The 26,531-nt window shown below is 57.5% G+C and carries 22 protein-coding genes; 8 read left to right on the top strand and 14 right to left on the bottom strand.

All coding sequences use genetic code 11. The features are described from left to right. Positions 1-29: 29 nt before the first annotated feature. Positions 30-785: a 30S ribosomal protein S2 gene (gene rpsB, locus GMET_RS06295; RefSeq protein ID WP_004512117.1), complete on the bottom strand. Its 756-nt coding sequence runs from the start codon at positions 783-785 to the stop codon at positions 30-32. Between the two features lie 205 nt (positions 786-990). On the opposite strand from rpsB, the gene lptF reads away from it, so the two are divergent. Genes lptF through GMET_RS06280 form a run of 3 tightly spaced genes read left to right on the top strand, consistent with a single transcriptional unit; the run spans position 991 to position 4,243 of the window. After that, entirely contained in the window at positions 991-2,160 is a 1,170-nt protein-coding gene (lptF, locus tag GMET_RS06290) for an LPS export ABC transporter permease LptF (RefSeq protein ID WP_011365791.1), read from the top strand. Further along, positions 2,157-3,236 (top strand): LPS export ABC transporter permease LptG, encoded by a 1,080-nt coding sequence (lptG, locus tag GMET_RS06285; RefSeq protein ID WP_011365790.1) that lies wholly within the window; start codon positions 2,157-2,159, stop codon positions 3,234-3,236. Before lptF ends, lptG begins: the two co-directional genes overlap by 4 nt. A gap of 56 nt (positions 3,237-3,292) precedes the next feature. Then, positions 3,293-4,243, top strand: coding sequence for an IPT/TIG domain-containing protein (locus tag GMET_RS06280; RefSeq protein WP_004512121.1), 951 nt, complete (start codon positions 3,293-3,295; stop codon positions 4,241-4,243). A 51-nt stretch (positions 4,244-4,294) separates the two neighbouring features. Here GMET_RS06280 and gptM read toward each other — a convergent pair whose 3' ends face one another. The 3 genes from gptM to GMET_RS06270 all read right to left on the bottom strand — a co-directional run bounded on the left by gptM (position 4,295) and on the right by GMET_RS06270 (position 7,850). Next, a complete protein-coding gene (gene gptM / locus GMET_RS06275; protein WP_004512122.1) occupies positions 4,295-5,593 on the bottom strand; it encodes a geopeptide radical SAM maturase in 1,299 nt (432 codons plus the stop codon). A 106-nt stretch (positions 5,594-5,699) separates the two neighbouring features. Beyond that, complete coding sequence (locus GMET_RS19150; protein WP_004512123.1) at positions 5,700-5,828, bottom strand: hypothetical protein; 129 nt, start codon at positions 5,826-5,828, stop codon at positions 5,700-5,702. Between the two features lie 111 nt (positions 5,829-5,939). Continuing rightward, entirely contained in the window at positions 5,940-7,850 is a 1,911-nt protein-coding gene (locus GMET_RS06270) for a TonB-dependent receptor plug domain-containing protein (RefSeq protein ID WP_004512124.1), read from the bottom strand. 523 nt (positions 7,851-8,373) lie between these two features. Between GMET_RS06270 and GMET_RS06265 the strand changes: the two genes are divergently transcribed. Next, positions 8,374-9,291, top strand: a complete 918-nt coding sequence (locus GMET_RS06265) for an ABC transporter substrate-binding protein (protein WP_238378985.1) — start codon at positions 8,374-8,376, stop codon at positions 9,289-9,291. Between the two features lie 8 nt (positions 9,292-9,299). Further along, positions 9,300-11,264, top strand: a complete 1,965-nt coding sequence (locus GMET_RS06260; RefSeq protein ID WP_004512126.1) for an ATP-binding protein — start codon at positions 9,300-9,302, stop codon at positions 11,262-11,264. A 60-nt stretch (positions 11,265-11,324) separates the two neighbouring features. Here the strand turns inward: GMET_RS06260 and GMET_RS06255 are convergent, their stop codons facing one another. From GMET_RS06255 to GMET_RS06210, 10 genes are all read right to left on the bottom strand, one after another. After that, positions 11,325-12,026: a carbonic anhydrase gene (locus GMET_RS06255; protein WP_004512127.1), complete on the bottom strand. Its 702-nt coding sequence runs from the start codon at positions 12,024-12,026 to the stop codon at positions 11,325-11,327. Between the two features lie 84 nt (positions 12,027-12,110). Beyond that, positions 12,111-12,401, bottom strand: a complete 291-nt coding sequence (hgcB, locus tag GMET_RS06250) for a mercury methylation ferredoxin HgcB (protein ID WP_004512128.1) — start codon at positions 12,399-12,401, stop codon at positions 12,111-12,113. Between the two features lie 21 nt (positions 12,402-12,422). Beyond that, positions 12,423-13,577 (bottom strand): mercury methylation corrinoid protein HgcA, encoded by a 1,155-nt coding sequence (hgcA, locus tag GMET_RS06245; RefSeq protein WP_250697415.1) that lies wholly within the window; start codon positions 13,575-13,577, stop codon positions 12,423-12,425. Positions 13,578-13,580: 3 nt separating this feature from the next. Further along, positions 13,581-14,471, bottom strand: coding sequence for an ATP-binding protein (locus GMET_RS06240; protein ID WP_004512130.1), 891 nt, complete (start codon positions 14,469-14,471; stop codon positions 13,581-13,583). Then, positions 14,471-15,268 (bottom strand): M48 family metallopeptidase, encoded by a 798-nt coding sequence (locus tag GMET_RS06235; RefSeq protein ID WP_004512131.1) that lies wholly within the window; start codon positions 15,266-15,268, stop codon positions 14,471-14,473. The genes GMET_RS06240 and GMET_RS06235 overlap by 1 nt, the downstream gene beginning before the upstream one ends. A gap of 17 nt (positions 15,269-15,285) precedes the next feature. After that, on the bottom strand, positions 15,286-15,810 hold the full coding sequence (locus tag GMET_RS06230) for a hypothetical protein (RefSeq protein ID WP_004512132.1): 525 nt from the start codon (positions 15,808-15,810) through the stop codon (positions 15,286-15,288). 26 nt (positions 15,811-15,836) lie between these two features. Beyond that, entirely contained in the window at positions 15,837-16,691 is an 855-nt protein-coding gene (opp4C, locus tag GMET_RS06225; protein WP_004512133.1) for an oligopeptide ABC transporter permease, read from the bottom strand. Positions 16,692-16,694: 3 nt separating this feature from the next. Next, entirely contained in the window at positions 16,695-17,675 is a 981-nt protein-coding gene (locus GMET_RS06220; RefSeq protein WP_011365787.1) for an ABC transporter permease, read from the bottom strand. Positions 17,676-17,755: 80 nt separating this feature from the next. Next, complete coding sequence (locus tag GMET_RS06215) at positions 17,756-19,372, bottom strand: peptide-binding protein (RefSeq protein WP_011365786.1); 1,617 nt, start codon at positions 19,370-19,372, stop codon at positions 17,756-17,758. Beyond that, the gene (locus GMET_RS06210; protein ID WP_011365785.1) at positions 19,369-21,090 is read right to left on the bottom strand and encodes a tetratricopeptide repeat protein; all 1,722 of its coding nucleotides are present in this window, start codon (positions 21,088-21,090) and stop codon (positions 19,369-19,371) included. The genes GMET_RS06215 and GMET_RS06210 overlap by 4 nt, the downstream gene beginning before the upstream one ends. A gap of 295 nt (positions 21,091-21,385) precedes the next feature. Here GMET_RS06210 and GMET_RS06205 point away from each other — a divergent pair, with 295 nt between their 5' ends. The 3 genes from GMET_RS06205 to GMET_RS06195 are packed head-to-tail and all read left to right on the top strand — an operon-like array spanning position 21,386 to position 26,510. Beyond that, positions 21,386-22,963 (top strand): AAA family ATPase, encoded by a 1,578-nt coding sequence (locus tag GMET_RS06205; RefSeq protein ID WP_004512137.1) that lies wholly within the window; start codon positions 21,386-21,388, stop codon positions 22,961-22,963. Then, positions 22,960-23,211 (top strand): hypothetical protein, encoded by a 252-nt coding sequence (locus GMET_RS06200; protein ID WP_004512138.1) that lies wholly within the window; start codon positions 22,960-22,962, stop codon positions 23,209-23,211. The genes GMET_RS06205 and GMET_RS06200 overlap by 4 nt, the downstream gene beginning before the upstream one ends. Next, the gene (locus tag GMET_RS06195) at positions 23,208-26,510 is read left to right on the top strand and encodes a sodium:solute symporter family transporter (protein WP_004512139.1); all 3,303 of its coding nucleotides are present in this window, start codon (positions 23,208-23,210) and stop codon (positions 26,508-26,510) included. The genes GMET_RS06200 and GMET_RS06195 overlap by 4 nt, the downstream gene beginning before the upstream one ends. Positions 26,511-26,531: the final 21 nt, after the last annotated feature.

Raw genomic sequence — 26,531 nt, 5'->3', positions numbered from 1 at the left:
CCCGTGCCAAACGGACAGGGTAAAACGACTTACGCTTCTACCTGCTCCGACTCACCTTCGGCAGCAGCCATCTCTTCTTCCCCGGTCTGCAACTGCGCATCCCGGGCCTGGGCACCTTCGAGAACCGCATCGGCCATCTTAGAGGTCAGAAGACGAATGGCGCGAATTGCATCATCGTTTCCGGGAATGACATAATCGATCGGATCCGGATCGCAGTTGGTATCAACAACCGCCACGACAGGAATGCCGAGCTTTTTGGCTTCGTTGATGGCAATCGTTTCGTTCTTCGGGTCAATCACGAAAAGCGCACCGGGAACCTTTCCCATCCCCTTGATACCGCCGAGGGTCTTTTCGAGCTTCTGGCGCTCTTTTTCCAACTGGAGGGCTTCCTTCTTGGTGTAGGCTTCAACGGTACCATCGGCAAACATGGCATCAAGACGCTTGAGGCGATCAATGCTCTGCTTCACGGTGGCGAAGTTGGTAAGCATCCCGCCAAGCCAGCGTTGGTTAACATAATACATATTGCAACGCGACGCTTCCTCACCAATGGCGTCCTGGGCCTGCTTCTTGGTCCCGACAAAGAGTATCGTCTCACCGGACTGGGCACACTCGCGAACAAAGCTGTAAGCATTTTTGAACAGGCGGACGGTCTTCTGGAGATCGATGATATAAATCCCGTTCCGCGCCCCGAAAATGTACGGCTTCATCTTCGGATTCCATCTCTTGGTTTGGTGACCGAAATGTACGCCGGCCTCCAGCAGCTCCTTCATTGTTACACTGGACATACTTTTTTCTCCTTTTTGGTTGTGCCTCCGCTTCCCCGACAGCCGGAACCCGCATCAGACGCGGACACCACCGGCCGGACAGAAAGCGTGCGAATTAGAAACCGAACTCGTATAGCACATGAACAGACAATTGACAAGGGCAAACTGTGATGCACACCCCTCTGTTATTTACAACCCTCATACCTTCGTGTATCATCGCGCCTCCATGACCAGCATTCTGTTCCGTTACATTTTCAAGGAAACCGCTGTTCCGTTCGTTCTCGGCATGGCGGTTTTTACCTTTGTACTTCTCATGGGGCGCCTGCTCAAACTGGCAGAGATGGTCTTCGCCAAGGGAGTGCCATTCCTCGACGTTTGCCGACTCATCCTCTACATGCTTCCTTCCTTCTTGCTCGTTGCAATCCCCATGGCATTTCTGCTGGCGGTACTTCTTTCCTTCGGCAGACTGTCCGCGGACAGCGAAGTAACAGCCATGAAGGCGGGGGGGGTTGGCCTCGGATCGCTGCTCACGCCAGTCTTCACGTTCGCCGTCCTTGCCTATCTCGTCACGACGTTCATCACGGTCTTTGCACTCCCCTGGGGCAACACTTCCTTCAAGCGATTTCTCTACGAGGTTATTGAGTCGCGGGCTGCCACAACCATCAAGGAAAAGGTATTTATCGACGATTTCCCCGGCTTGGTTGTGTATATTGACGATTATGACCAGACGAGCCACCAGATATCGGGCATCCTGATCCATGACGAGCGCAACCCGGATGAACCAATGACCATCTTCGCCTCAACCGGAATAATCGCGGCAGCTCCCGAAGAAAAAAACGTCCGACTTCACCTTGTGAACGGGAGCATTCATCGGGGGATAGATCCTGGCGGCTACCGTCTTGTTGAGTTCCGCAGCTACGACCTCCATGTGGACCTGCGCCAGAACGCGAAAAAAAACCAGTTCGACGAACAGGATATGACCCTCAAGCAACTTATTGCCAGTCGCGGGAACCGACAGAACAACGAAAAGTTCCGCCGCGATGTCTCGATTGAGCTTCATAAACGGTTTGCGCTCCCCTTTGCCTGCATCGTATTCGCAATGGTAGGCGTTCCGCTTGGCATCCAGAACCAGCGGTCGGGAAGAGCAGGAGGTTTTTCAGCGGGCATCATCATCCTCATGCTGTACTACGTGGTCATGTCCGCCGGCAAGACCATTGCGGAGAAGGAAATTCTTCCCATCCCGCTTGCTGTCTGGCTCCCCAATGTCTTCTTTACCGCCTTTGGCGTTTATCTGCTGAGGCTCGCGGCGACTGAACGGCCCTTTCCTCTGATAGAGAGAGGGCGAACGCTTATCGGAGAGGCGCGGGAGTGGCTCCACCGGAGGAAGGCTGCGTGAGCATCCTGACTCGTTACATAGCCTCCGCCTATTTGCGGGTTTTCTGGCTCTGCCTTGCATCATTCATAGCCATCTACCTGGTGATTGATTTTCTGGAAAAGATCGGACGTTTTCTTCGCTTCGATCCCCAGTGGATACATGTTGCCCAGTTTTTCCTCTACAAGATCCCCGAAATCGCCACCCAGGTAATCCCTCTTGCGGTACTCATGGCCACCCTGCTGACGCTTGGGATGCTGTCGCGCAACAGCGAGATCATCGCCATGCGCAGTTGTGGCGTGAGCCTCCGCAAAATCAGTGCGCCAATCCTGGCCATAGCCTGTGCGGCCAGCCTTTTCGTTATCGTGTCAAACGAGCTGATTCTGCCGAAGACCTACAGCCAGATGCGCTTCATTGAGGAGGTCCTCATCAGGAAAAAAAGCTCGAATACGTTCTTGCGCCAGAACAATATCTGGCACAAGGACAACAAAGCGATACTCATGGCACGGGCCTTTGATCCCGACCATCAGACGTTGAGGGGGGTAACACTGTGGTCTTTTTCGGAGGGGATGACTCCCTCACGGAGAATAGACGCCGAACAGGGGAGTTGGGACGGTGGCCAATGGACTCTCTGGAAAGTCACCGTGCGGGATTTTCAGGGGGGCGGCGTTGCCAATACAACCCAGATCGCCAGCATGCCGGTCAACCTCAACCTCCAGATAGAAGACCTCAAAGTGGTGGACAAATACGCCGACAACATGGGATTTCTGAAGCTGAGAGAGTATATCCAAAAGCTGAAAAAGGGGGGGTACGAAACCACCCGTTACGAAGCCCAGATGCATTCAAAAATATCGCTTCCCTTTGCCTCGCTCATCATGGCCTTTCTCGGCATCCCGTTCGCACTGCGGGGAAGCCGCTCCAGCGGTGTCGCCCTCGGCATCGGCGCCAGCATCGGCTTCGGCTTCGCCTACTTCATCATCAACGCCATTCTCATCTCCTTCGGCCAGACCGGCGTCCTTCCCTCCCTGGTTTCAGCGTGGGCGGCAAACGTCATTTTTGCCCTCTCGGGCATCTGGCTCGCCATGACACTCAACCGTTGACATCGCACGACCAGGTGATTTAATTGGTGCGAAGTACGCTTCGGACGGGAGGCTCCATGAAACAACGTGTAACTGCACTGGTGGCGCTTGCGGCGCTGTTGCCTGCGGTGGCCGCCCAGGGCGCCCCCCAAACCAAGTCCAGGAAGACAAGCTCAACGGTGGCAGAGAAACCGGCCCCCGCCCCTGCTCCAAATATCCTGAGCATCATTCCGGCCCAGGGCGAGCCGAATATCACCGTTACCCTTTCGGGAACCGGCTTTACCGCGAAGACATCGGCATTTCTGGGCACAATCGAAGTGCCGACCACGGTCGTTGGTCCGGAACTGCTGACCTTCACCATACCGAAACTCCCTCCTGGACTTTACGCCCTTTTCCTCAAACGCGACGGCGCCACGAGCCGTACCTACAATTTCTCGATCCAGGCACCGAAACCCTTTGTCGAATCCATTTCTCCCGACACTATCAGCGTCTGTTCCTCTGCGGGCGAGCGTGTCCTATCCATCACCGGCCGCAATTTCCAGCCAGCAAGCCAAGTGCTTTTCGATGGGTCGGTGGTGAAGAGCAGCTTCGGTTCGGAGCAATCTCTCACCTTCACTGTCCCCCAGGCCCCTGGAGGACTCCATCAGGTCCAGGTCAAAAATCCTGACGACACCTTCACCACCCCCATGACTCTTACCATCGTGGCAACCCCGGAAATTTACAGCGTTACAAGGAGCGACGCAGCGGTCACCTATTACAAGCTGGTTATCGAAGGGAAGAATTTCCAGCCAGGAACAACAATAGTAGTGGAGGAAAACAGTCTGCAGGTGGGACTGAACGCGGGAGCCGGCAAACGACTCAGGGCGGGTGCGCCGCCATCAGGGGAACGGGAGTTTCTGACCTTTGTGGACTGCTCGAAACTGGTCTACCAGCGCTATCCCGCCGATCCGACGGATAAGGATCTGAGGATTCAGGTGATTAACCCCAATGGCGAAACAAGCTCGGTAGTGCAGGTGACAGCGCCGTAACCCCCGTCAATCGAGCAGTGCTTCACGGAATCAAATTCGTCTCCGGCAAAGTTATCGTTTACGGGACGTGTTGGCCATCTCTTGCCGGACATACCGCTCAAGGGATGCTTCGTAGTAGTCCCTTCGGCAGTCCACCCCATTAATCTCCCCCGTCTGCGCGAGCCGCGAAAGCCTGCACCCACCGTAGCAGAAGGGGAGATACTCACAGTCGAGACATTCCTCGTTATTCCAGAGATCGAGATTGTGAGATTCCCGGTACTCCGTGACGCCCGCTTCCAGCGTACCAACCGCAAGCCCCTTCCGCCCCATGAAAGCCGGGCACTTGTACAATTCCCCTTCGTGGGTAACCACGAGATCACGGGCCAATTCCACCATGCAGAGCGGCGGACGGAGCTTCGCCACTGAGTAGCCCCGCTTCAGAGCCTCCTGACGCAAAAAGAGCTGCGATTCGTAAACCCACGGCATATTGTGGGAGGCACAGCTATCGTTGAACTCGGGGGGAAGCTCCCCTGTGCCGATTCGGGAGATGGGGGCGAAATTGACAGCAGCAATCCGTTCGGGCTTCAGGCCTACTTCAAGGAGATAATCGAGCAGGGAGGGGAATCCCCAGTAATTCTCCTGGGTGTAGTTGCAGACGATGCTGATATCGAGCAGATCGCATGCTTCCAGCAGATTCCGCACTATCACATCAAAGCTTCCCTTTCCGGAGACAAAGGGTCTGTATCGATCATGGTTCTCGCGAGTGCCGTCAAGGGTAACCTGGACCCCGGTAACGCCCAGCGAGGCCAACTCGCAGGCCACATCTCCGGTCAAAAGCGTACCGTTGCTGACCATGCCGAAGGAACAGGAAAGCCCACGTCCGGCAGCACGTTCTTTCAGCCTCGTGGTGATGGAACGGATCAGATCCAGACTCAAGAGGGGCTCACCACCGTAAAAATCCAGATTGGGGGCAATGCCTTCGGCGAGGTAATGGCGGTCCAGAAAAGATACCAGTCGTTCTGCCGTTGCGTGATCCATGTACCGCTTCCCCTTCAGCCCACCCTCGAAGCAGTAAGTGCAGGCCAGGTTGCAGTCCATGTTCAGAACGGCGATGATGGTGGCAACGGTGCGCTCCCCATTGATCGTCGTGAACAACTGACGTACCTGTTCCGCCTCGACCTCGGTATCGGGGACAAGAAACCCGAGACGCGAGAGGGTTTCAGCGGTCGCCGGACTGATGGCTCCCTGTTCGATATTGGCAATGACCTTCTCGGGAACGATGGCGATGGCAGCGGTTCTGGTGGAAAAGAGAAGCAGGTGCCCCGGCCGCTCATGGCAGGAGTACCGTTTCAGATAGCGGGAAAGGTGCATGGCGGCCCTCCCTGGCGCCAAAGTAAGGAGTGCATTGCGATCCATCACCATGACACATAAAAAAAAGGGGGAATAGCTCCCCCTTCCTTCATGCTTCAGGTGATTATCATCCTCTTATGAGGAAGTACGAGCCGAAGCAGACACCAATTTGAGGACCGGAACCGATTGTCCCCTCCGACACCACCATAACCTCTTCTGTCACTTCATTCTTCACGTTCTGAACATCCTGTTGCATACGTACCTCCCTCCTGTGAGATATTTACCGATAGAACGTCATTCTACTTTCTGCACACAAGTAATCAAGAAGAAAAAAATTAATAATATTCAATTTATGAATTTCGTCAACTCAAAAGTTAAAGCGAAGCCCTCCCTCGAACCAGCGACCAGGATTCCTAAAGAAGTAATGGAGATATTGTGAACCATTGAAAAGGTTATGGGCAACGAAGAATATCTCGCCGGATACCTGCCCGGTCAGAAACCGGACCCCTCCGGTCAGGTCCCAGATCATGGCGTTTTCGCGGCTGTTAAAATCCTCTCTGGCGTTCCATTGGGTATAGCGCCCAACAAGCCCTCCCCGCAGGAGTTTCCGGTCGTCATAATTTATGGATACGTCCCACGTTTGCCGAGGGATGTTCGGCACGCGTTCATCGGCAAGCCGATCACGGGCATCGATGAATGTATAGCCGACGCCGATGGTGGTGTTGAAAAAGGGGATGGATTTCACCTCCACCTCTACCCCCTGCCGACGCTGCTTCCCCTGATTGACATAACTGTTGGTCGCACCATCATAAGCAAGGAAGTCAGAGACATCATGACGGAACACCGTATTCTTCAGCCAGAGATACCTGAGAAAGGTCGTCTCGAAGCCAAGCTGATAGGACCAGACCTTCTCCATTTCCAGATGAGGGTTAGGCTGCAATCCCTGCGCGCCGACGGTAGTCGCGGTCAAAGAAGGGACGTTAAAGCCCCGGGCCACATAAGCCCGCAGGACCGTGTGGTCACTCAGGTTATATGTCACCCCTAGGCTCGGGCTGAAGAAATCATCGCTGGTGCTGGTCCAGTCGTAACGCAGACCCGGGGTGATCGACCAGTTGTTCCAGACGATTGTGTCGTTGGCGAAAATCGCCCGCCGCTCCAGGCGGCCATGGGTCTTCGTGCGAACGGTGCCGCCATTTTCCCTTAAATCTGCGTCTATGGTACCGTTGTCGTAATCCGTTCCAATTATCACGCTGTGAATGCCCGTGCGCCAGGCGAGCTTGGCGCTTGCGCCGAGGTTGGGCTGCTCATAGCTGTTGTTGTTCAATCCCTCTCCCGCGCCCAAGGCACCGGAAACGTCACTGTAATCGCGGTGCGAGAAGCGGCCCGCGATATCCAGATCAAGGCTTTCACTCAAGGCATGGCTCATGCCGAGGGTTGCTATCAAATGCTCATAGTCCCCCTCCTGACGCAATCCATACTGGGGAAACTCCCCCAACCCCCTTTTCCCGCGGGAATAACTATACGTGGCAAACACGCGGGTATCCTCCTGGGGGTCCCATGTCATCTTGCCGTATACGCTGCCGCTGTCCACGCCCGTATGGGGAAGGAGACCGTCGGAGGTTATGCCGTCGGCAGCCAGGTAATATCCAAGAGAAGAACGGGTGCCAGAGAGTTCCAGGCGGAAGTCGCCGGTGGTACGCTCACCCATGGAGGCCGAGACCGTTCCGCCCAGTTTCCGTCCCTCGTCCGGAGACTTGGTGATGATGTTGATGATCCCCCCCAGTGAAGAACCCCATGCCGAGGACGCCGGCCCTTTGATTATCTCCACCGCCGCGATCCGCTGTACAGGGATGGCCCCCACATCCGCCAGGAAGTCGGAAACGTTGTTGATGGTCACTCCATCCATGATCACCCGGACATGGTTGCTCTCGGACCCCTGGATGGAAAGTGTGGGGGATAACCCTCCCGGCGTCACGCGGGGCTCCACATGGACCCCCGGTATGGTATTGAGAACCTCTCCCAGGGTGTGGGCATTGAGGGCCTGAATCTCCTTGGCGGTGATGACGGTGACGTTTTCCGCCACCTGGGAGATGGGCTTCGGATCCCGCGTGGGAGTGACCACAAGTTCTTTGTCCTCGTAAAACATCTCAAGGACCTTCATCTCGTCGTTTTCGGCCCAGGCCGGGACAACCGAGCCATGGAGCCACAGCACAGCCCCTGCACAGGCTATCGTGGCCACAGAAATCCGTTTCTTGATCGCTTTATCCTGAAACGACATCCATCTCCCCCAACCCTACAGAAGTTCCCGATAGTGTTATTCGCTGTCACGATGCTGCAACCATTAATGCATTTTCAAGAAACCGGATCATGCAAAAAGAGCTCCTTTCAAACCTTTCAAATCCCACAGATGTTAGAAACAATATCCCTTCCACCCTTAAATACATCGAAAAATCAGCACCATTGAATCTCCTCCGGGTTACCCGGCAAGAGAAATTTCTCTCTCGAATAATCAACTCTTCGGTATCATTACCAAAATGGCATTAAAATCGCACAACTCCCTATCTTTACCGTACGCTCCCATCAGGAGCACACCGGCAAACATCCTGTTTTTTATGGACATTCAAGGGCTTAATTACTATTGCCAGCCTATAAAGCAATTCAAATTAACGACTTAGACAAACAAAAAATTGGCAACCATTACCTCCAACATGTCAAATCGTCGACAAGACCATAGTTCGATCCAGAGCACCAGGGCTTTCGGCAAAGATCACACGATCCCGCCATTCCTGGGCGCAAGCGACGTGAACAGAGCCATCCTCTTCATGAGGCTTGTCACGTTCGTGTTTGCGTTCACTCTGGTGCTCCTTGGCGGAACAAGTCAGGCGGCCCAGAAGGTGCTCGTCCTGCAAAGCCTCAGGGTCGCCCCCTATGAGGAAGCGGCGAAGGGGGTGCGAAGCGTCGTGGCCGGGAACTTCAGGAAACTGGTCCTGTCTGATCTCGACGGTCTCGATGTGGCAAAAGCGGTTCGGGATGAACGGCCCGATGTGATTGTGGCCATCGGCACGGAGGCCATGAACAGGGTAAAGAGAATCAAGGACACTCCCATCGTCTACCTTATGGTCTTCGACCAGCATAACTCCCTCACTACTGGATCAAACATCACCGGCATCGGCATGCACGTGGCGCCGGAGCGGCAATTAGTTTCAGCACAGAAGGTAATGCCGCGGCTCAAGCGTGTGGGGACCCTGTACAACCCGGCGCGAAGCGGAGCCCTTTTCCGTAAATCGCAGGCAACGGCCCGCTCTCTCGGCATAGACCTCGTGGCGCGGGAAGTCCGCTCGTCACGCGATGTCCTGAATCTTGTCGAAGGGATGAAAGGCGACATCGAGGCATTCCTCATGCTTCCCGATGCCACGCTTTTGACACCGGAAGCGATCGAGTACCTCCTGCTCTTCTCCCTGAACAACAGGATTCCCATCATCACGTTTTCGGATAAGTATGTTCAGATGGGAGCACTCATGGCGCTCGATGTTGATCCGTACGAGGTGGGGCGGCAGGCCGGCGAAATGGTCAGAAAGATACAGTCGGGAACCTCTCCTGAAAGCATCCCGCGCAGCGAACCCCATGGCGCGGTCATCACGATAAACAGCAGGATAGCGCGCAAACTTGGCCTCTCCTTGAACGAAGAGGCTTTAAGTCGAGCCAAAGTCATACGCTAGGGGAAAGAATGGATTTTTTCGACGAGCTGAAAAACCGTCGTGACAGCGTGGGACTGAGGTTCTTCCTCCTGTTCACACTCTTTATCGCGGTAATTTCGATTTCGTTTACGGTTTTCTTCTTCCAGCAACAGCGAAGCGCCCTGAGGGATAGTCTGGTCAACGAGGGGAAACTCCTGGCGAGACTCCTGGCCCACAATACCCGTCTCGGTGTTTTTGCCGAAAATGCAGAACTTCTGCGGGACCCCATCCAGGGTATTCTGGAACACGAAGGAGTCCTTTTTGTCACCATCGTGACGGCAGAAGGTAAAGCACTCCAGGAACAGGCACACAAGAGTGTTATCAACAATTCCGGCCGGGCCTTTCCCCATTGGAGCACCCGCTTCGAACGGCTGAAAGGGACAACCGAGCCCTCGGTCTTCGAGGGAGATGACATCTTCGAGTTCTGGGCACCAGTACTGTCGAGTTCATCCTTCCCCACGGACGGATCATTGTTCCTCGACCAACCCCCACGGCCAACGCCCCGCGTTATCGGTTATGCGCGAATCATCGTCGACAAGAGCCTTCTCGGGAAAAAACTCGACACGCTCCTCTACACAAGCGTCCTCATGGCAGCGGGCTTTCTCCTCCTCGGCACCTTCTTCACCTACGTCATAACCCGTAGAATTACGCGCCCCCTCGACCGACTCACCGAAGGGATCAGGGTTCTCGAAAGTTCTGGTTCATTCGAGCCTGTCCCCGTGGAATCGAAGGATGAGATCGGCCGGCTCGCCACGGCGTTCAACCACCTGGGCACTACACTGAAAACCCGTGAGGCCGAGAAGGAACTCCTGGCCGAGGAACTCCGCCATGCCCAGAAGATGGAGGCTATCGGAACACTTGCCGGGGGGGTAGCCCACGATTTCAACAACATACTCACTGCCATCGTTGGCTTCGGAACGCTTCTGCAGCGCAGCCTCAAGACTGACAACCCCTATCGCATTTACGTGGAACAGATTCTCTCAGCCGCTGACCGGGCCACCAACCTCGTCAAACGGCTCCTCGCCTTCGGCAGGAAGCAGGTAATCTCTCCTCACCCGACGAATCTGAATGACATTGTGAAGGGTATAGAGAAACTTCTCCATCGACTGGTGAGCGAGGATATCACCTTTGTAACCTCGCTCTCCAGCGAACCCCTCGTGTGCCATGTGGATGCGGGGCAAATCGACCAGATCCTGATGAATCTCGTGACAAACGCCCGCGACGCCATGCCGGACGGCGGCACGCTTACTGTTACGACGGGGAGCGACTTCCTGGAAGAAGATTTCTTCGGTCCCCTTGAAAAGGGAAAAACCGGCTACTACGCAATTCTGACCATTGCAGATTCGGGCACCGGCATGGACTGCGAAACACAGGAACGCATCTTCGACCCCTTCTTCACCACCAAGGAGGTCGGCAAGGGAACAGGGCTCGGCCTCTCCATGGTCTACGGCATCGTCAAGCAGCACGAGGGATTCATCACCGTTGATTCAGAGATAGGGAAAGGAACTGCCGTCAGAATTTACCTTCCCATCGTGGCGCCAAAGGAGACCACGGAGCACCGCGACGCAACGGCGGCCGCCCAGGGGAACCAGGAGACCATCCTGATAGCCGAAGACGACCGGGACGTGCGCAAGCTCTCGAAGCTCGTTCTTGAACGCAACGGCTACACCGTCATCGAAGCGAGCGACGGTGCCGAGGCTGTCCGGCGGTTCATGGAGAACAGCACCCGGATAGACCTTCTGCTTCTCGATGTGGTTATGCCCAAAAGGAACGGCCAGTCCGTCTATGAAGAGATCCGGAACATCCGGCCGGAGATGAAGGCGCTCTTCATCAGCGGCTACACCCAGGACATCATCAGCCGGAAAGGGGTCCTCGACGAGGGGATCAACTTCATAGCGAAACCGGTGAAACCGGACGAACTCCTGGCAAAGATCAAAGAGGTATTACAGAACTGAAAAAGCCCGCGGAAGCGGGCTTTTCTTTACGATGCAGCACAGTGGTGCCGGCAGGTGTCGCTACTTTTTTGCCTCGAAGAGGGTTACCTTCCCGTCGTCAAGATCGTACTTGGCGGTCACGATCTTCATCTTCCCTTCCTTGACGAGCTTGGCAACGACCGGCGACTTCTTGGTGATATTGGCCGCAACGAGCTTGACGTTGGCATCGCAGGCAGCTTCCACCAACTCTGCCTTGGGCTTGCCTTTCATTGCCTTTTTAACCTTCTGGACGGCAGGAGCGATGGTCTTCACCAGAGCGCCGATATTCCCTTCAGCCTTCCCCTTGCTGTCGACGGTGGCGGTCACGGCACCGCAGCGCTCGTGTCCGAGCACCATGATGAGGGGAGAACCAATGTGCTCGGCAGCGTATTCGATGCTCCCGAGAACGACGGGATCGGGGATGTTGCCGGCAACCCGCACCACGAACAGCTCACCCATGGACTTGTCGAAAATGATCTCGGGCGGAACCCGCGAATCGGAACAGGAGAGAATGATCGCATAGGGTTTCTGCCCCTTTGCCAACCCTTCCCGTTTCGCCGTATCGCTCTCGCGGCAGGCGCCCATCTGACCTTCCACGTAATGCTTGTTTCCGTCCATGAGGCGCTGGAGCGCTTCATCGGCGCTGACCCCCACGCCCCCCTCGGAAGCAAACGCCACTGCTGCCGATGCGGCGACAGCCACACCGATGATGAGTCGTGCAATTCTTCTTCCCGTCTCGTTCATGCGCAATCCCTCCAGTGGTTCAAATTTTTGAAATTATTCATTATCACCATACAAACGGCAAGTCAATGGAAAGAGCTTTCAATGTCAGCAACAGCCACCGCCTCTTGTTTTCCTCGCGCCGATACTCGCCAGCCACTCATTTATCATCCCCGATGCACACCCGACTCCCGAATCGACCTCGATGGCACCAACGGGGCAGTTGACGGCGCAGGCGCCGCATTCCATGCAGGCGTCGAAATCCTGCATTTCGGCCTTGTTGCCCTGCAGCGCGAACACTCCATGGGGACAAACCGCCACACACATGCCACAGCCGATGCAGGCTTCGCGGTTGAGTTCAAGGGAGGCAACGTTTGTGAGGTAGGAGAAACCTTTCACGTCAGACAACTCCTTGCGGACTCAGAAGAAACGGGCCGCGATCCAGAGGGAAATGCCGGCAAGCAGTGACACTGCCATCATCGGCAGCCCAAGCCGCATCTCCTTCTTCACCCCTGAGCGGGAGGTGAAGGGGGTGCTGCCGGTGAAATTAAGGGTCAGGAAGGCGGTCACGGCCGGCACGGTGAGAAAGAGGGCCATGGCGTCAAGCCATCCCGTTGCCCCCCTCCCTACCCCAATAAACAGAACTGCCCAGCAGCAACCGGCCACTGCCCCCTTCACGGCAAAACTTTTACCCGGAAGCCAGGGAAGAAGTACCGGAGCAGCAACGGCTCCGGCCAGCACGGTCCCCACGAAGAGAACCAACGAAGAGACAAGGGTTGGGGAGGATAAAAGCCCGCCGGGAACGATCGACAGAACGACGAGTAGCGCCACGAACGGCACGACCCACTTCCCGGTCGTCACCAGTTCGATTGGGGTGAGGGCGAGCCGCTCACGGGTGGTAAAGGTAAGCTGACGCATCTCAGGTGTAGTCACCATGCCGTTATCGAGGTACTCGGGGAGGTCGGCGGCGCGGATCGTGGCGTAGTGCACCCGGAATCCGCTCCGCCGGGCAACCTGGTGGGCGGCCACGCCGGGAGCGCCGAGAATGGGGAGAATGAGCGCCCGGTGTTTCACCACCGTGGCAAGTTTGACCATTCCCACGCGACGGACCAGTTCGTCGGTGCCGAAGGTTCCCTTGCCGGCAGCGCACCAGACATTGATCCCGAAGGTTTCGAGGACGAGGAACCAGACGTTGCGCCCCGAAAGCTCCCTCCTGACCAGGTCGTAGCTCATCTTGTAGTTGGCGGTCACCACCACGGGGTCTTCGGGGCCGGGGGAGCCAATGGCGTAGAGGCCCGGTGGCACCAGGTACGACATCCGCCCGATCCCCCACCGGGCCTTCCAGGCACCGAGCCGGTCGGCAAACCGGAACTCCGTCGAAACAATCGGCACCCTGCCGGCAGGAGTTTCATGCCAGCGGATAAAGCCAGGGACATTTTCGTTGATGGTCCCGCTGACCGCGGGAGTCTTGGGGCCTCAGCACGGTTCCTTGGCCAAGTCGGCTCCTGCCTGTCCCGGACGGAATCCGCCCCTCCCCTGCTTTATCACCGTAACTTTGCGTACTCTGTAAGCCATTGTCTACTTCTCCGCCGGCAATGCCACCCGCAACCGCCCTGCAAGATCGTCGACAAACTGCCGCGCAGACCTTCCGGAGCGGCTCCCCTTGAAGATGGCCCATTGCAGAGCCTCTCTCCTGAGGGCCTCCCCGCCCATGGGCAAGGAAAACTTCTCAGCGTACCGTGCAACGATGGCGAGGTAGGTGTCCTGATCAAAGGAGTAAAAACTCAGGTTGAGGCCGAAGCGGTCGGCCAGGGAGAGCTTCTCCGACACCGCCTCCTCGGGATGGATCTCTCCCCCCAGATTGTCCTCCATCCGTTCCGGCAGGAGGTGCCGCCGGTTGGAGGTGGCGTAAAAGAGGATATTGGAAGGACGCTCCTCGATCCCCCCCTCAAGGAGGACCTTCAACTCCCGGTATCCCCCTTCCCCTTCGCCGAAAGAGAGATCATCGCAGAAGAGGATGAAGCGCTGCGGCATTTTCCTAAGAGGAGCGATGATGGCAGGCAAGGTGCAAAGATCGTCCCGGAGCACCTCCACGAGTCGGAGGCCCTCCTCGGAAAAGCGCCGGAGCAGCCCTTTCACGCAGGTGGATTTGCCGGTCCCCCGCTCCCCCCACAGGAGGACGTTGTTGGCCGGATAGCCAACCACGAATTGCCCGGTGTTGCGAACAAGCTCATCACGGACGAGGTCGATCCCCATCAGATCGTCCAAGTCGGGGAGGTGGGGATGCTCCACCGGCAGAAATGCCCCCCCTTCCCCTGTCCGCCGCCAGCGGAAGGCGAGGTGGCGCTCGAAGAGCCGGCCGTCGGGCGGTGGTGGTGGAATATGACCGTCCAGAAACCGATCAAACCGGTCCAGGAGAGTATCCAGTTTGCCGGCAATGCGGTCCCAGCGTTCGTCCCGATCGTTCATCACTTGATACGCGCCCTGATCTTCTGCAAGTCGGTATTGTCAACAGGCGGATAGGTGCGGGGAGGAAGCTGGGCTATCTCCGCCTGAACCCGCTGGATCCGTTCCGACGTAAGGGGATGCGACGAGAAGAACTTGGTGAGGGCGCTCGGATTCTGTTGTCCCATGGTATCAAGCTTCTGGAAGAAGGAAACCATCCCCTGGGGGTTGTAGCCCGCCTTGGACATGGTTTCCACCCCGAGGAAGTCGGCCTGGTTCTCATAATCCCGGCTGTAGGACATCATCCCCGCCTTGCCGAAGAGCTCTCCGGCAATCTGTGCCAGCATGTTCGAGTTCTGCCCCAGGACCAGGGAGAGGACCAGGGAATAGCCATACTGCTGGGTCATCTGGCGGGTGCCGTGCCGGGCCACCGCATGGCTGATCTCGTGGGCCATGACCGCCGCCACCTCCGTCTCGCTCTGGGCCGCCTTGAGGAGCCCGGTGTGGACATAGAGCCGGCCGCCGGGAATGGCAAAGGCGTTGACGCTGTCATCCTTCACCACCTTGAAGACGTAGTCGAAGCTCACCTCCCGGGCTCCGGTCAGGAGCCTGCGGCCGAGACGATCAACGTACTTCTGGGCTTCTGGGTCGTTATAGACCGGATACTGCTTTTCGATCTCAGCCGCGAACTTGGTGCCGAGCTCCTTTTCCTGTTCAAGGGAGATGACGTTGAAACCGTGGATGTCCGCCATGTTGACGGCGCAGCCGGACAACGTTCCGATGACGATAAGGGGCAGCAACAGCAGTCGTGCGAATCTCATGGTTCTCCTCCCTGATTTCAGTCCTGTTTCAGTGAACATTCACGTTCCCATGCAAGATACCCGTCACCCTCGATCTCCCAGAAGCTCCGGATGCGTCCTTCATAAAAAGCCCCGTCGCCGCACTCCTGCTCCATGACGGCGAGAAAATCCCCACTGACAAGCCCTTGGCCATGGAGGAAGCGGTAAAAGGAGCGCACCCCGTGCAGATGTCCGGCAAGCTCCTCAATGGAAGGTTCGATAGTGTTGACGATGTACCAGTTGCCGGCGAACTGCCGGACAATTCCCGGCCGCTCGTCGAAGAGATTGCGGTGCTTGTATCCAACGATGAAATCGCGCACGTAGTAATCGGCGCCGCTGGCCACGAGAGTTGCCTCCTGGGGATCCATCCCCCCCTCGAGGAGCGAATCATAGAAGCGCTTGAGCAGAGACTGACAGAGCCCGTCAGCCCTGATCTCGTCATCGACGGTAACAATTGCGAACTTGTCCTTGTTGACGGCGGGCTCTGTCATCTGCTGCCGCGTGGACTGGTTGTTGTCTGACATGGTACTCCTCGGATTTATCAAAAATTTCAGCGATTCAGCCGGGGGTCGAGGGCGTCGCGAATCCCCTCCCCCAGGAGGTTGTAGGCAAGGACCGTCACCAGAATGGCCAGGCCGGGGAACAGGGAGAGCCACCAACCGAACTCGATGTAATCCTTGCCCGACGTGAGGATGTTCCCCCAACTGGGCGTGGGGGGTTGCACGCCGATGCCGAGAAACGACAGGGCCGACTCCGTGAGGATGGCCCCTGCCACGCCAAGGGTAGCAGAGACGAGCACCGGTGACAGGGCGTTGGGAAGGATGTGACGGAAGATGATCCGCGCATCGGACGCCCCCAGCGCCCGGGCCGCCAGAATGAAGTCCCGCTCCCGCAGCGACAGCACCTCGGCCCGCACGAGCCGCGCCACCCCCATCCACCCCGTGAGGCCGATAATCGCCATGATATACCAGATGGACGGTTCCAGAAAAGCGATCACCGCCAGGATCAGGAAAAAGGTGGGGAAACAGAGCATGATATCCACAAACCGCATGATGACGGTATCGATGATGCCGCCGTAGAAGCCGGAAACAAGCCCCAGCACCACCCCGATGGCCACGGCGATCCCCACCGAGACGAACCCCACCTTGAGGGAAATCCGCGCCCCGTAGACCACCCGGGTAAAGACGTCGCGCCCCAGCTCGTCGGTGCCGAACCAGTGGTTCGCCGAAGGGGGAAGGAGCACATGATAGGCGTCGATGGCGTGGGGGTCCCAGGGGGTGATATACGGAGCCAGCAGCGACACCACAAAGAGAAGGAGCACGACACACCCGCCGGCCATGGCAAACCGGTTGTGCCGGAACCGCTTCCAGAAAACCGTATGGAACCAGCTTTCCCGAAAGGCCATTTCCTACCCCCTCCCGTGCCTGATACGCGGATCGGCCATGGCATAGCAGAGATCGGCCAGGAGATTGCCGACAAGGGTAAGGAACGCGCCAATCACCAGAATTCCCATGACAAGGGGATAATCCCGCCCCATGACCCCCTGGTAGAAGAGCTGCCCCATGCCGGGGATGGCGAAGATGGTCTCGAAAATGACGCTCCCCCCGATGAGGCCGGGAAGGGAGAAGCCGAGGAGCGTGATGACCGGCAGCAGCGCATTGCGCAGGGCGTGCCGGTAGATGACCGCCCGCTCCGTGAGACCCTTGGCCCGGGCCGTGGTGATGTAATCCTGTCGGATCACTTCCAGCATGGTGGAGCGCATGTAGCGGGAGAGCCCCGCCAGACTCCCGAAGGTGGCCACGGAGACCGGGAGGATCAGGTGCTTCGCCAAATCCACGAACCACGCCATAGGGGAAAGTGTCTCGCTCCCCAGAGAGTGGAGCCCCGAGATGGGGAGCCACCCCAACTTAACGCCGAAGAAGTACATGAGGAGCAGCGCCAGCCAGAAGGTCGGCACCGCGAACCCCAGGAAGACGAAGATGGTGATCCCCTTGTCGTAGAGGGTGTCCCGGTGGGTGGCCGCAAAGATGCCGATGGGTATGGCAAGGCCGAACTCCAGGATCAGGGCGATGACGTTGAGGGAAATGGTAACCGGAATCCGTTCCTTGATCTTGTCGGTCACCGGCCGATTGTCGGGGGCGAAAGAGCGGCCGAAATCGAGGGTGGCCACCTGTTTGAGCCAGGTGGCGTACTGGACGTGGAGCGGCTTGTCGAGACCATAGAACTCCCGGAGCCGCTGGCGGGTCTCGGCGGTGATTTTGGGGCTCATGGCGGTCATGGCCTCCACCGGCTCGCCGGGGGCCAGGCGGATCACCACAAAGGAGATGAGGGTAATCCCCAGGAGGAGCGGAACCATCATTATTAGTCGCTTTGCAAGATAAGTGATCATAAGTCGGAGAACGGGGACCATGAACCGTGGGCCGGTAAAGATTTAAGCCTTTACTGGTCCCCGGCACCTGGTCCCGGCAGTTAATGCACCTGCTCTTCCTTGGGCACATACCACCGGATGATGTTGTGCATGATTCCGGCCGGCGCTGGCTCGATCCCCCGGAAGCGGGCATTCACGACCGGCAGGGCATCGGGGACGAAGAGAAACGTGTAGGGCTGCTCCTGGGCGAGTATTTCCTGGATGCGCCAGTAGCAGCGCCTGCGCTTTTCCTGATCGAAGGTACTGCGCCCCTCTTCGATGAGCCGGTCCACCTCGGCGTTCTTGAACCCGATGAAGTTCAGTTCCTTGGGGCCGGTCTTGCTGGAATGCCACACATCAAAGATATCCGGATCCTGGGGAATGGTCCATCCCATGATGAGGGCGTCGAAATTCCGCTTGTCGATGAAGTTGGTGAGAAGCGACGCCCACTCCAGAACCCGGATCTTCACCTCGATCCCAACCTTTGCGAGGCGACGCTGGATGATCTGGGCGGTCTTGAGCCGCTGGTCGTTTCCCTGGTTGGTAAAAATCGTGAAACTGAAGGGCTTGCCGTCTTTCGTAAGGATACCATCGGGCCCGACCGCGTGCCACCCCGCCTCTGCCAGCAACGCCTTTGCCCGGGCCGGGTCGTAGCCGAAGTCCCTCACGGAAGGGTTGTATGGCCAGGTTCCCGGCTTGAAGGGCCCGTGGGCCACCTGCCCCAGCCCCAGAAGCACCCCGTGGACTATCTCGTCCTTGTTGATGGCGCAGGCAATGGCCTGTCGGACCCGCCGGTCGGCGAAAAGAGGGTTGCGGAGATTGTATCCCAGGTAGGTGTACGCAGAGGCCGGATAGCGGAACTTATTGAAACGGGCCAGGAAATCGGGGGTATCGGTCTGCCGGGCGTACTGGACCGGCGTAAGCCCCATCATGTCGAGGCCGCCCGCCTTCAGTTCCAGGTACATGGTGGAAGTATCGGGGATAATCCGATAGACGAACCGGTCAATGTAGGGCCGCCCCTCGAAGTAGTCGGGAAATGCCTCAAGGACGACCTTCTGCCCCGCAATCCACTCCTTGAACCGGTAGGGGCCGGTCCCCACGGGATGGCGGGAAAGTGGGCTTTTCGTGATGTCCTTCCCCTCAAGGAGGTGGGCCGGCAGGATTCCCGCCCCCCAGGAGGCCAGAGCCGGGGCAAAGGGCTTGCCGTAAGTCACGCGGAAGGTGTACCGGTCCGGCGCTTCTGCGCTCTTCACCTGCTTGAAGTCCTCGGCATAGGCAGTGGGGGTCTTGGGATCGATGGTGACGCGGTAGGTGTAGAGGGCGTCGCGGGAGGTGAACTCGGTGCCGTCGTGCCACTTCACCCCTTTGCGCAATCTGAAGGTGATGGTGAGGCCGTCGGGGGATACCTGCCACGACTCCGCCAGATCCCCCACCAGCTCAAGATTCTTGTCATACTTCACAAGGCCGTTGAAGACGTTCCCCGCCACATCGTGGGAGGCGGAATCGGAGGCAAGCAGCGGGATCAGGTTGGATGGTTCGCCAATGGTGCCAACCACCAGGGCATCGCCGTAGGCAGGGGCCCCTGCTCCACGCCGCGGCAGTTCCGCAGGAGGCGTACCGCCGCTGCACGAAACAAGGGTAACCAGTGCCGCAAGACAGCAGAACAGCCGTGCCGTCATTTTTCCAGACTTTCCGCCCTGACCTTTTTCTTCTTTTCGGCGATATCCTTGCGACCCGGGTCGGCGTCGAGGATCTTTTTGTAAAGTTTCAAGGCATTGCGGTATTCATGGTTGGCTGCATAGGCGTCGGCCAGGTGCTCCATGACCGTCAGATCGTCCTCCACGACCTTGAGCGACCGCTCCAGGAGCGGCACGGCCTCGTCATAACGCTTCATCTTGAAGTAGACCCAGCCGAGACTGTCGAGAATAAAACCGTCGTTGGGACGAAGCGCCACGGCCTTCTTGAGGTACTGGAGGGCTTCATCCAGCTTGATGCCCATCTCGGCGTAGGTATAGCCCAGATAGTTGAGGGCCTGGGCATCGTCGGGCGTAATGGCGATAACCCGCTTCATCCGGGCGATGGACTCCTCCTTGTTCCCCATTTTGTCGAGGATGGTTCCCATCCGGAAGTGGAGCCTCGGGTCCTCGGCAAATTTCCCTTCAACCCCCTTGAGAACGGCAAGTCCTTCTGAGAACTTATCCATTGATTCGTACAGACCGGCCAGATAGAGATAGAGGTCCAATTTATCGGGATTGGCAGTAATGGCATCCGTCAGGATCTGGATTCCCTTCTCAGGTTTTTCCTGATCCCGGTACATGAAAGCGATGTGCCCCAAGGCCTCAACGTAATTGGCGGTTCCCGGAGGAATCTTACTGAATTCCTCTATGGCCTTGTCGAACTCCTCTTTCTCCTCGTAAGCGCTCGCAATGTAGAAGCGAATCTGGTGGGCCTTGGGTTCCCGGGCAAGGATCTGCTCGAATTCGGCGATTGCCTCGTCATAGCGCTCCAGTTCCATATAGATGAGGCCGATCTTGCGCTGGGTTTCCAGGCCGCCGACACCCCGATCCTTCATCACGATGAGCAGTGGGAGCGCGTCCTCCAGCCGCTGCTGCTGGAGGTAAAGCTGCACCAGGTGCTGCAGCACGTTCATGTTGAACGGATTTGTCTCAAGCAGCCGCTTGTAGGTGGCGATGGCATCATCATAGAGGCCGAGCCCCTCCTGGGAAATCCCCAGGTCGATTATGGCCTGCTCGAAATCGGGCTTGATCTCGATGGCCTTCTTGTAATAGTTGGCAGCCTCCTTCTGGAGCTTCATCTGGTCGTAGGTCTTGCCCAGGTAATAGTAGCCCAGCGATGACTCGGGGTTGATCTTGATCAGGGACTTGAGGGTGTTAACCGCCTGCTCGTAATCGAAGGTTCGGACATAGGAGATGGCCAGGTGGAGATAGGCATCCTCCTTGGTCGGATCAAGCTCAATGGCCTTGCTGAGATGGACAATAGCTTCCTTGTCCCGCTTGAGGTTTGCCAGGATGGTCCCGGCAATGATCCGTGCCGGACGGAACCCGGGATCGACGCGGATGGCGTTTTCACATGCACGGAGCGCATCGTCGAGTTTGCCCGATTTCAGATAGATCTCGGCGGCTGCCGTATGAAGAAACGCGGAGTTGGGGTCAGCCTCAATGGCACCATTCAGGAGCGTGAGCGCACCCTCGAAATCCCCGTCCAGCTCGCGGAGACGCGACAATGAATAAATGTAGAGAGCCCTGGATCCGGCAATATTGACGGTCGGCTGAAATGAATGCTCGTTGGCAGGAAGAGGCTTTCCCGCGCCGTTTGTGGCGCATCCCGGAAGAAAGGAAAGAGCCAGGAATAATGCCACGACAATACGTTTTTTCATGCAGTTACCCGTGCCTACGTCTGCCTGAAGCGGGAAAGACGCCCGAAAGCCCCGCATCTACTCCGTTGTTCCGAATATGGTAAAGTGAAATAAGTGTTCAGGATGGACAGGGATGAGAAGACTTGCATTCCGTCGGAATACAAAAGCCGTTCCAGTGGAACGTGTGTCCCAAAACTCATCAAAAAAGCTAACACAATAACCCTGACCCGTCAAATGAATATAAGGAAGCGCAAACCTTGCGCGGAGCGGCGTTTATGGTACTGTGTATGGTAACTTTCCGCCCTGTGGGGACGGCATGGAAAAGCGATTCATACGGTCACTCCTGAAGCCTTCAGCCTACCCGGAACACACGGACTCCGTGGAGCTCGTCCAGACCCATGTCTCCTACATCTTTCTGACTGACCGCTTCGCCTACAAGGTCAAAAAGCCGGTGGATTTCGGCTTCCTCAATTTTTCAACCATAGATCGACGCCGCTTTTACTGCAACGAAGAAGTTCGCCTCAATCGACGCCTCTGCCCTGACATCTACCTCGGCGTGGAGGAAGTGAGGGAAACGCCTGGCGGGGCCGGATTTTCCGGCGATGGACGGGTCATCGATTACGCGGTCAAGATGAAGCGGCTCCCGGCGCAACGGATGCTCGACCGACTGCTGAGTGCGGGTGAGGTTTCCGTGGCTGATATCCGAGCCATTGCCCGGGTAATCGGCGAATTTCACCGCCGCGCCGGACGGAGCAGGGAGATCGACAGCTACGGCGGAGCCGACGTCATTCGAGCCAACTGGGAAGAAAATTTCCGTCAGACCCGCCAGTTTGCGGGAGAAACCCTGAGCGGCCGGGCTCTTCGCTTCATCGAAGAATGGGTCGAACGCTTCATGAAAGAAAATGCCGTCATCTTCGCCCAACGCGTTGCCGGCGGCTTCATCCGGGACTGCGACGGCGACATCCACCTGGAAAACATCTGCCTGGATTCCGACGGCAGTATCTGCATCTTTGACTGCATCGAATTCAATACCCGTTTCCGCTACAGCGACACGGCCGCCGACATCGCCTTCCTCCTGATGGATTTCGACGTTAACCGCAGATCTGACCTCTGCTCGCCGTTCCTGGATGAATACATACGGGCAACCGGCGATGACGGAGTCACCGACGTCCTCGATTTCTACAAGGTCTATCGGGCCTGCGTCAGGGGAAAGGTGGAGAGCATGCGGCTTCTCGACCCGCAGATTCCGCCGGCGGACAAGGCCGCAGCCAAGGAACGCTCCCGGCGCTATTTCCGTCTTGCACGCGGCTACATCGCCCGCCGGGCTTTCCCGCCGTCGCTCATCCTGACCTGTGGCCTCACGGGAACCGGCAAGAGCTACACGGCGCGGGAACTGGCCTTCGACCTTGGGCTGGAAATAGTCAGTTCCGATGTGGTAAGAAAGGAGCTGACAGGTTCAGCACCGGAAGAGCACCATTGGGACCGCTACAGAGAAGGCATCTACACGGAGTCTGTCACCGCCCGCACCTACGGAGAGCTCTTCAAGCGGGCCGAGACGGCCCTGAATGCGGGACGCAGCATCATCGTGGACGCCACCTTCCGCCGCAGAACCGATCGTGACCTCTTTCGTCAACTGGCCGATCGTCACGGTTCCCGTTTCCATCTGCTCCACGCCGTCTGCCCGGAAGAAGCCGTCAGGCAGCGTCTGGAGGCCAGGAGAAACCAGTGTGATGAACCTTCGGACGGCCGGTGGGATATCTACCTTTTACAGAAAGAGGAGTTCGAAGCCCCTGCCGACGACGAATCAGGCACGATCAGGATCGACACCTCCAAACCGGTCACCGAGCTGCTCGAAACGCTCCTTGACGCCATGGGGATACTGCCGTGTGGATGAAATTGCGGGTTGCCCTCTTCAAACGGTTGAGACTGAGCGAATCGTGGGTGATTTTCTTCATCCTGGGCTTCGTCATGATGAACTATCCGTTCATCCAGATCTTCAACAAGCCGTACCGAATCTTTTCCATCCCCCTGCTCTATCTCTATTTCGTGGGGGGATGGGCACTATCAATAGTTGTCATCTACCTCTTCACCAAGGCCATCGACCAGCCTGAAGACGAGCAGGACGAAGGAGATCACCGTTGATCCTGAGCATTGAACTGGTGGTCGGAGTATCGCTCCTCTACATCGTCCTGCTCTTCGGGGTTGCGTACTATGCCGACAGAAAGCGGGAAGAGGGAAAGAGCATTATCGCCAACCCCTATGTCTACGCTCTCTCCATCGCCGTGTACCACACCTCGTGGACGTTCTACGGCAGCGTCGGCAAGGCGGCCACCACCGGCCTCGACTTTCTTCTCGTCTATCTGGGTCCCACCCTCATGGCATTCACCTGGTGGTTTCTCCTGCGCAAGATCGTCCGGATCAGCAAGGAGAACAACATCACCTCCATCGCCGACTTCATCAGTTCCCGCTACGGCAAATCCCAATGGCTCGGGGCCGTCATCACCATCATCGCCATCTTCGGAGTAATGCCCTACATCGCCCTTCAGCTCAAGGCGGTGTCCAGCACCTTTGACATCATCTGCGGCTACCCCTACATCCAGCTCCCGCTGCTCCACAAAAACTACCCCTTCTCGCTGCACACCAACTTCTTCGCAGCTCTCATCCTGAGCATCTTCAGCATGATCTTCGGCGCCCGGCGCCAGAATTCCTCGGAACGACGCCACGAGGGTCTCGTGGCCGCAGTTGCCGTGGAGTCGGTCGTCAAACTGGCTTCATTCCTCGCCGTCGGCACGTTCATCACCTACGGGCTCTTTGGGGGATTCGGCGACATTTTCTCCCGCATCGATGCCCAGGGGGACCTTCTCAACCACCTGACCACCCTCGGTGACCCTGGCGAGACCACCTACGCCCGATGGCTGACCACCCTTTATCTTTCCATGGGCGCCATCATGTTCCTTCCCCGCCAGTTCCACATCATGGTCATCGAGAACTGCGATGAAAACCATATCAAAAAAGCCATGTGGCTGCTGCCGGCCTACATGTTTCTCATCAACCTGTTCGTGGTCCCCATCGCCCTCGGCGGCATCCTCCACACCGGCGGAGCCCTCGGGGCCGACTTCTTTGTCCTCTCCCTCCCGCTGCAGAGCGGCCACTCGTGGCTGGCGCTGCTGGCGTTTCTCGGAGGCTTCTCGGCCTCCGCCGGGATGGTGATGGTGGAGTCGGTGGCCATCTCCACCATGTTCGTCACCTACCTCCTCATGCCAATCGTGGTCCGGTTGACCCCACGCCCCTGGTTCCCGGCCATGCTCATCAACCTGAAGCGGCTCTGCATCGCCCTGGTGATTACGCTCGGCTTTCTTTACCAGACAGTAGTGGGCGAAACCTTCATGCTCGTGAACATGGGGCTCATCTCCTTCGCCGCGGCGGCCCAGTTCGGTCCGGCGCTCGTGGGGGGACTCTACTGGCGCCGGGCGAACAAGGTGGGAGCCCTGACCGGCATCATACTAGGCTTCATCCTCTGGCTCTACACCCTGCTCCTTCCCTCCTTCATCATGTCGGGCCGGTTCTCCCGGGCGATCCTCGACGAAGGCCCCTTCGGCATTGCCCTGTTGAAGCCGACAGAGCTCTTCGGCCTTGCCGGCTTCGACCTCTGGTCCCATTCCCTCTTCTGGAGCATGCTCTTCAACGTGGGGGGATACGTGGCTCTCTCCATCCTCCTCCCCCAGGGCGACAAGGAACGGGACCAGGTGCGGAAGTTCGTCGACGTCTTCACTTCAGATCGAAACGGCGTCCCCTGGGAAACCAAGCGGATGTCGAAGCCGGTCACGATCATGCAGTTCGTGAACCTCATGTCGAAGTTCATTGGCGAGAAACAGGCCAACACGGCCATTGCCGAGTATTTGGGGAACCGGGAGATCACTGCGCAGGGAGGGGTGTCGGAGTTCGAACTGCCGAAACTGAAGCGCTTCACCGAAAAGACCCTGGCGGGGTCGGTGGGTGCTGCGGCTGCAGGGGCCATTGTGGAGAGCTACCTTTCGGACCTGGGATCACGGATGGAACCGGTCTACGACATCTTCAGCACGGTCCAGGCGTCGCTCGCCGAAAGCCGCGAGGCCCTCTACGTGCGCCTCAAGGCATCGGAGCTCATCAACAGGACCCTGGACCTCCAGATCATCATGGACGATCTGCTGGCGCTTATCCTCAAAGAATTCAAGCTCGATCTGGCGGTTATCAGACTTATTGACGAAAAGGGGATCCTGCGGGTCAGGAGCTACCGGGGGAAGGGAATAGCCGCAATCATCGGCAAGGACTGGGACCCCGAAAGCGAAACATACATCGGCGAGGCATTCACGGCCAACCGGATCCAGTTCGTCAATGATACCCAATACATCACCAAACCGCTCTCACGGGACCTGATGGCACGGGAAGGGATCAAGTCCTTCGCCCACATCCCCATTGCCCGCAAAGGAGAACACCCGCTTGGTATTTTGTCGGTCTTCTCCAAGAACATCGTTGGTCTCTTCAACGAACCGTTCCTCGACCTCCTGGAGAGCCTGGCGGGGCAGTTGGCCCAGGCAGTGAAAATAGTCACGGAAATGGAAGCAAGGGAGCGGGAGCGCGAGGAAAAGGAACGCATTCTCCTGGAAAACGCCCGGGTTCTCAAGGAGATGGAGATTGCGAAGCAGATCCAGCTTTCGCTCCTCCCCTCCAGCCCTCCGGCAGTCCAGCGAGTAGAGCTTGCGGGGCGCTGCAAGCCGGCAACCCATGTGGGAGGGGACTACTACGACTTCTTCCTGCACGGCGCCAACAATATCGACATGGTCATAGCCGACGTATCAGGGCACAGCGTGGGGGCGGCCCTCATCATGGCGGAAACCAGGAGCGTGCTCCGGGCCCAGGCCCGCTCCGACAAGACGGCCGGGGCAATCCTCGCGACCCTCAATGAGCTGCTCCACGACGACCTCTCTGCCGCCGAGCTCTTCATCACCATGTTCTACGTCCGCTACGACGCCGAACGCTGCATCCTCGCCTACGCCAATGCCGGCCACAACCCTCCGCTCATCTTCCGCGAGGGTCAGCGTGCCTGCGTGGAGTTGGATGCCGAGGGGCTCATCCTTGGCGTAAAACGGGACGTTCAGTTCGAGGAAAAGATCATTTCCCTCCAGCAAGGCGACGTGGTGCTCCTCTATACCGACGGCATCACCGAAGCCCAGAACCCAGCTGGAGAATTCTTCGGCTCAGGGCGCCTCTGCGACATCCTCACCCAAAACCATGCCCGGCCCGCGGAGGCCATTATCGAAACCATCCTCGCGGAAGTTGAAAGCTTCAGTGCCACATCGGTCATCAACGACGACATTTCCATGGTCGTTTTCAAAGTATTTCCGTCCCGACAGTTAATGAAGCAAAATCAGAGCGCAGCGGAACCAATTGGTGTACAATAACAAAAGTTGAACATCATACAA

Source organism: Geobacter metallireducens GS-15 (assembly GCF_000012925.1).
In the GTDB taxonomy this organism is placed as follows: Bacteria; Desulfobacterota; Desulfuromonadia; order Geobacterales; family Geobacteraceae; genus Geobacter; species Geobacter metallireducens.
This window is presented reverse-complemented; position numbering and strand designations above follow the sequence as displayed.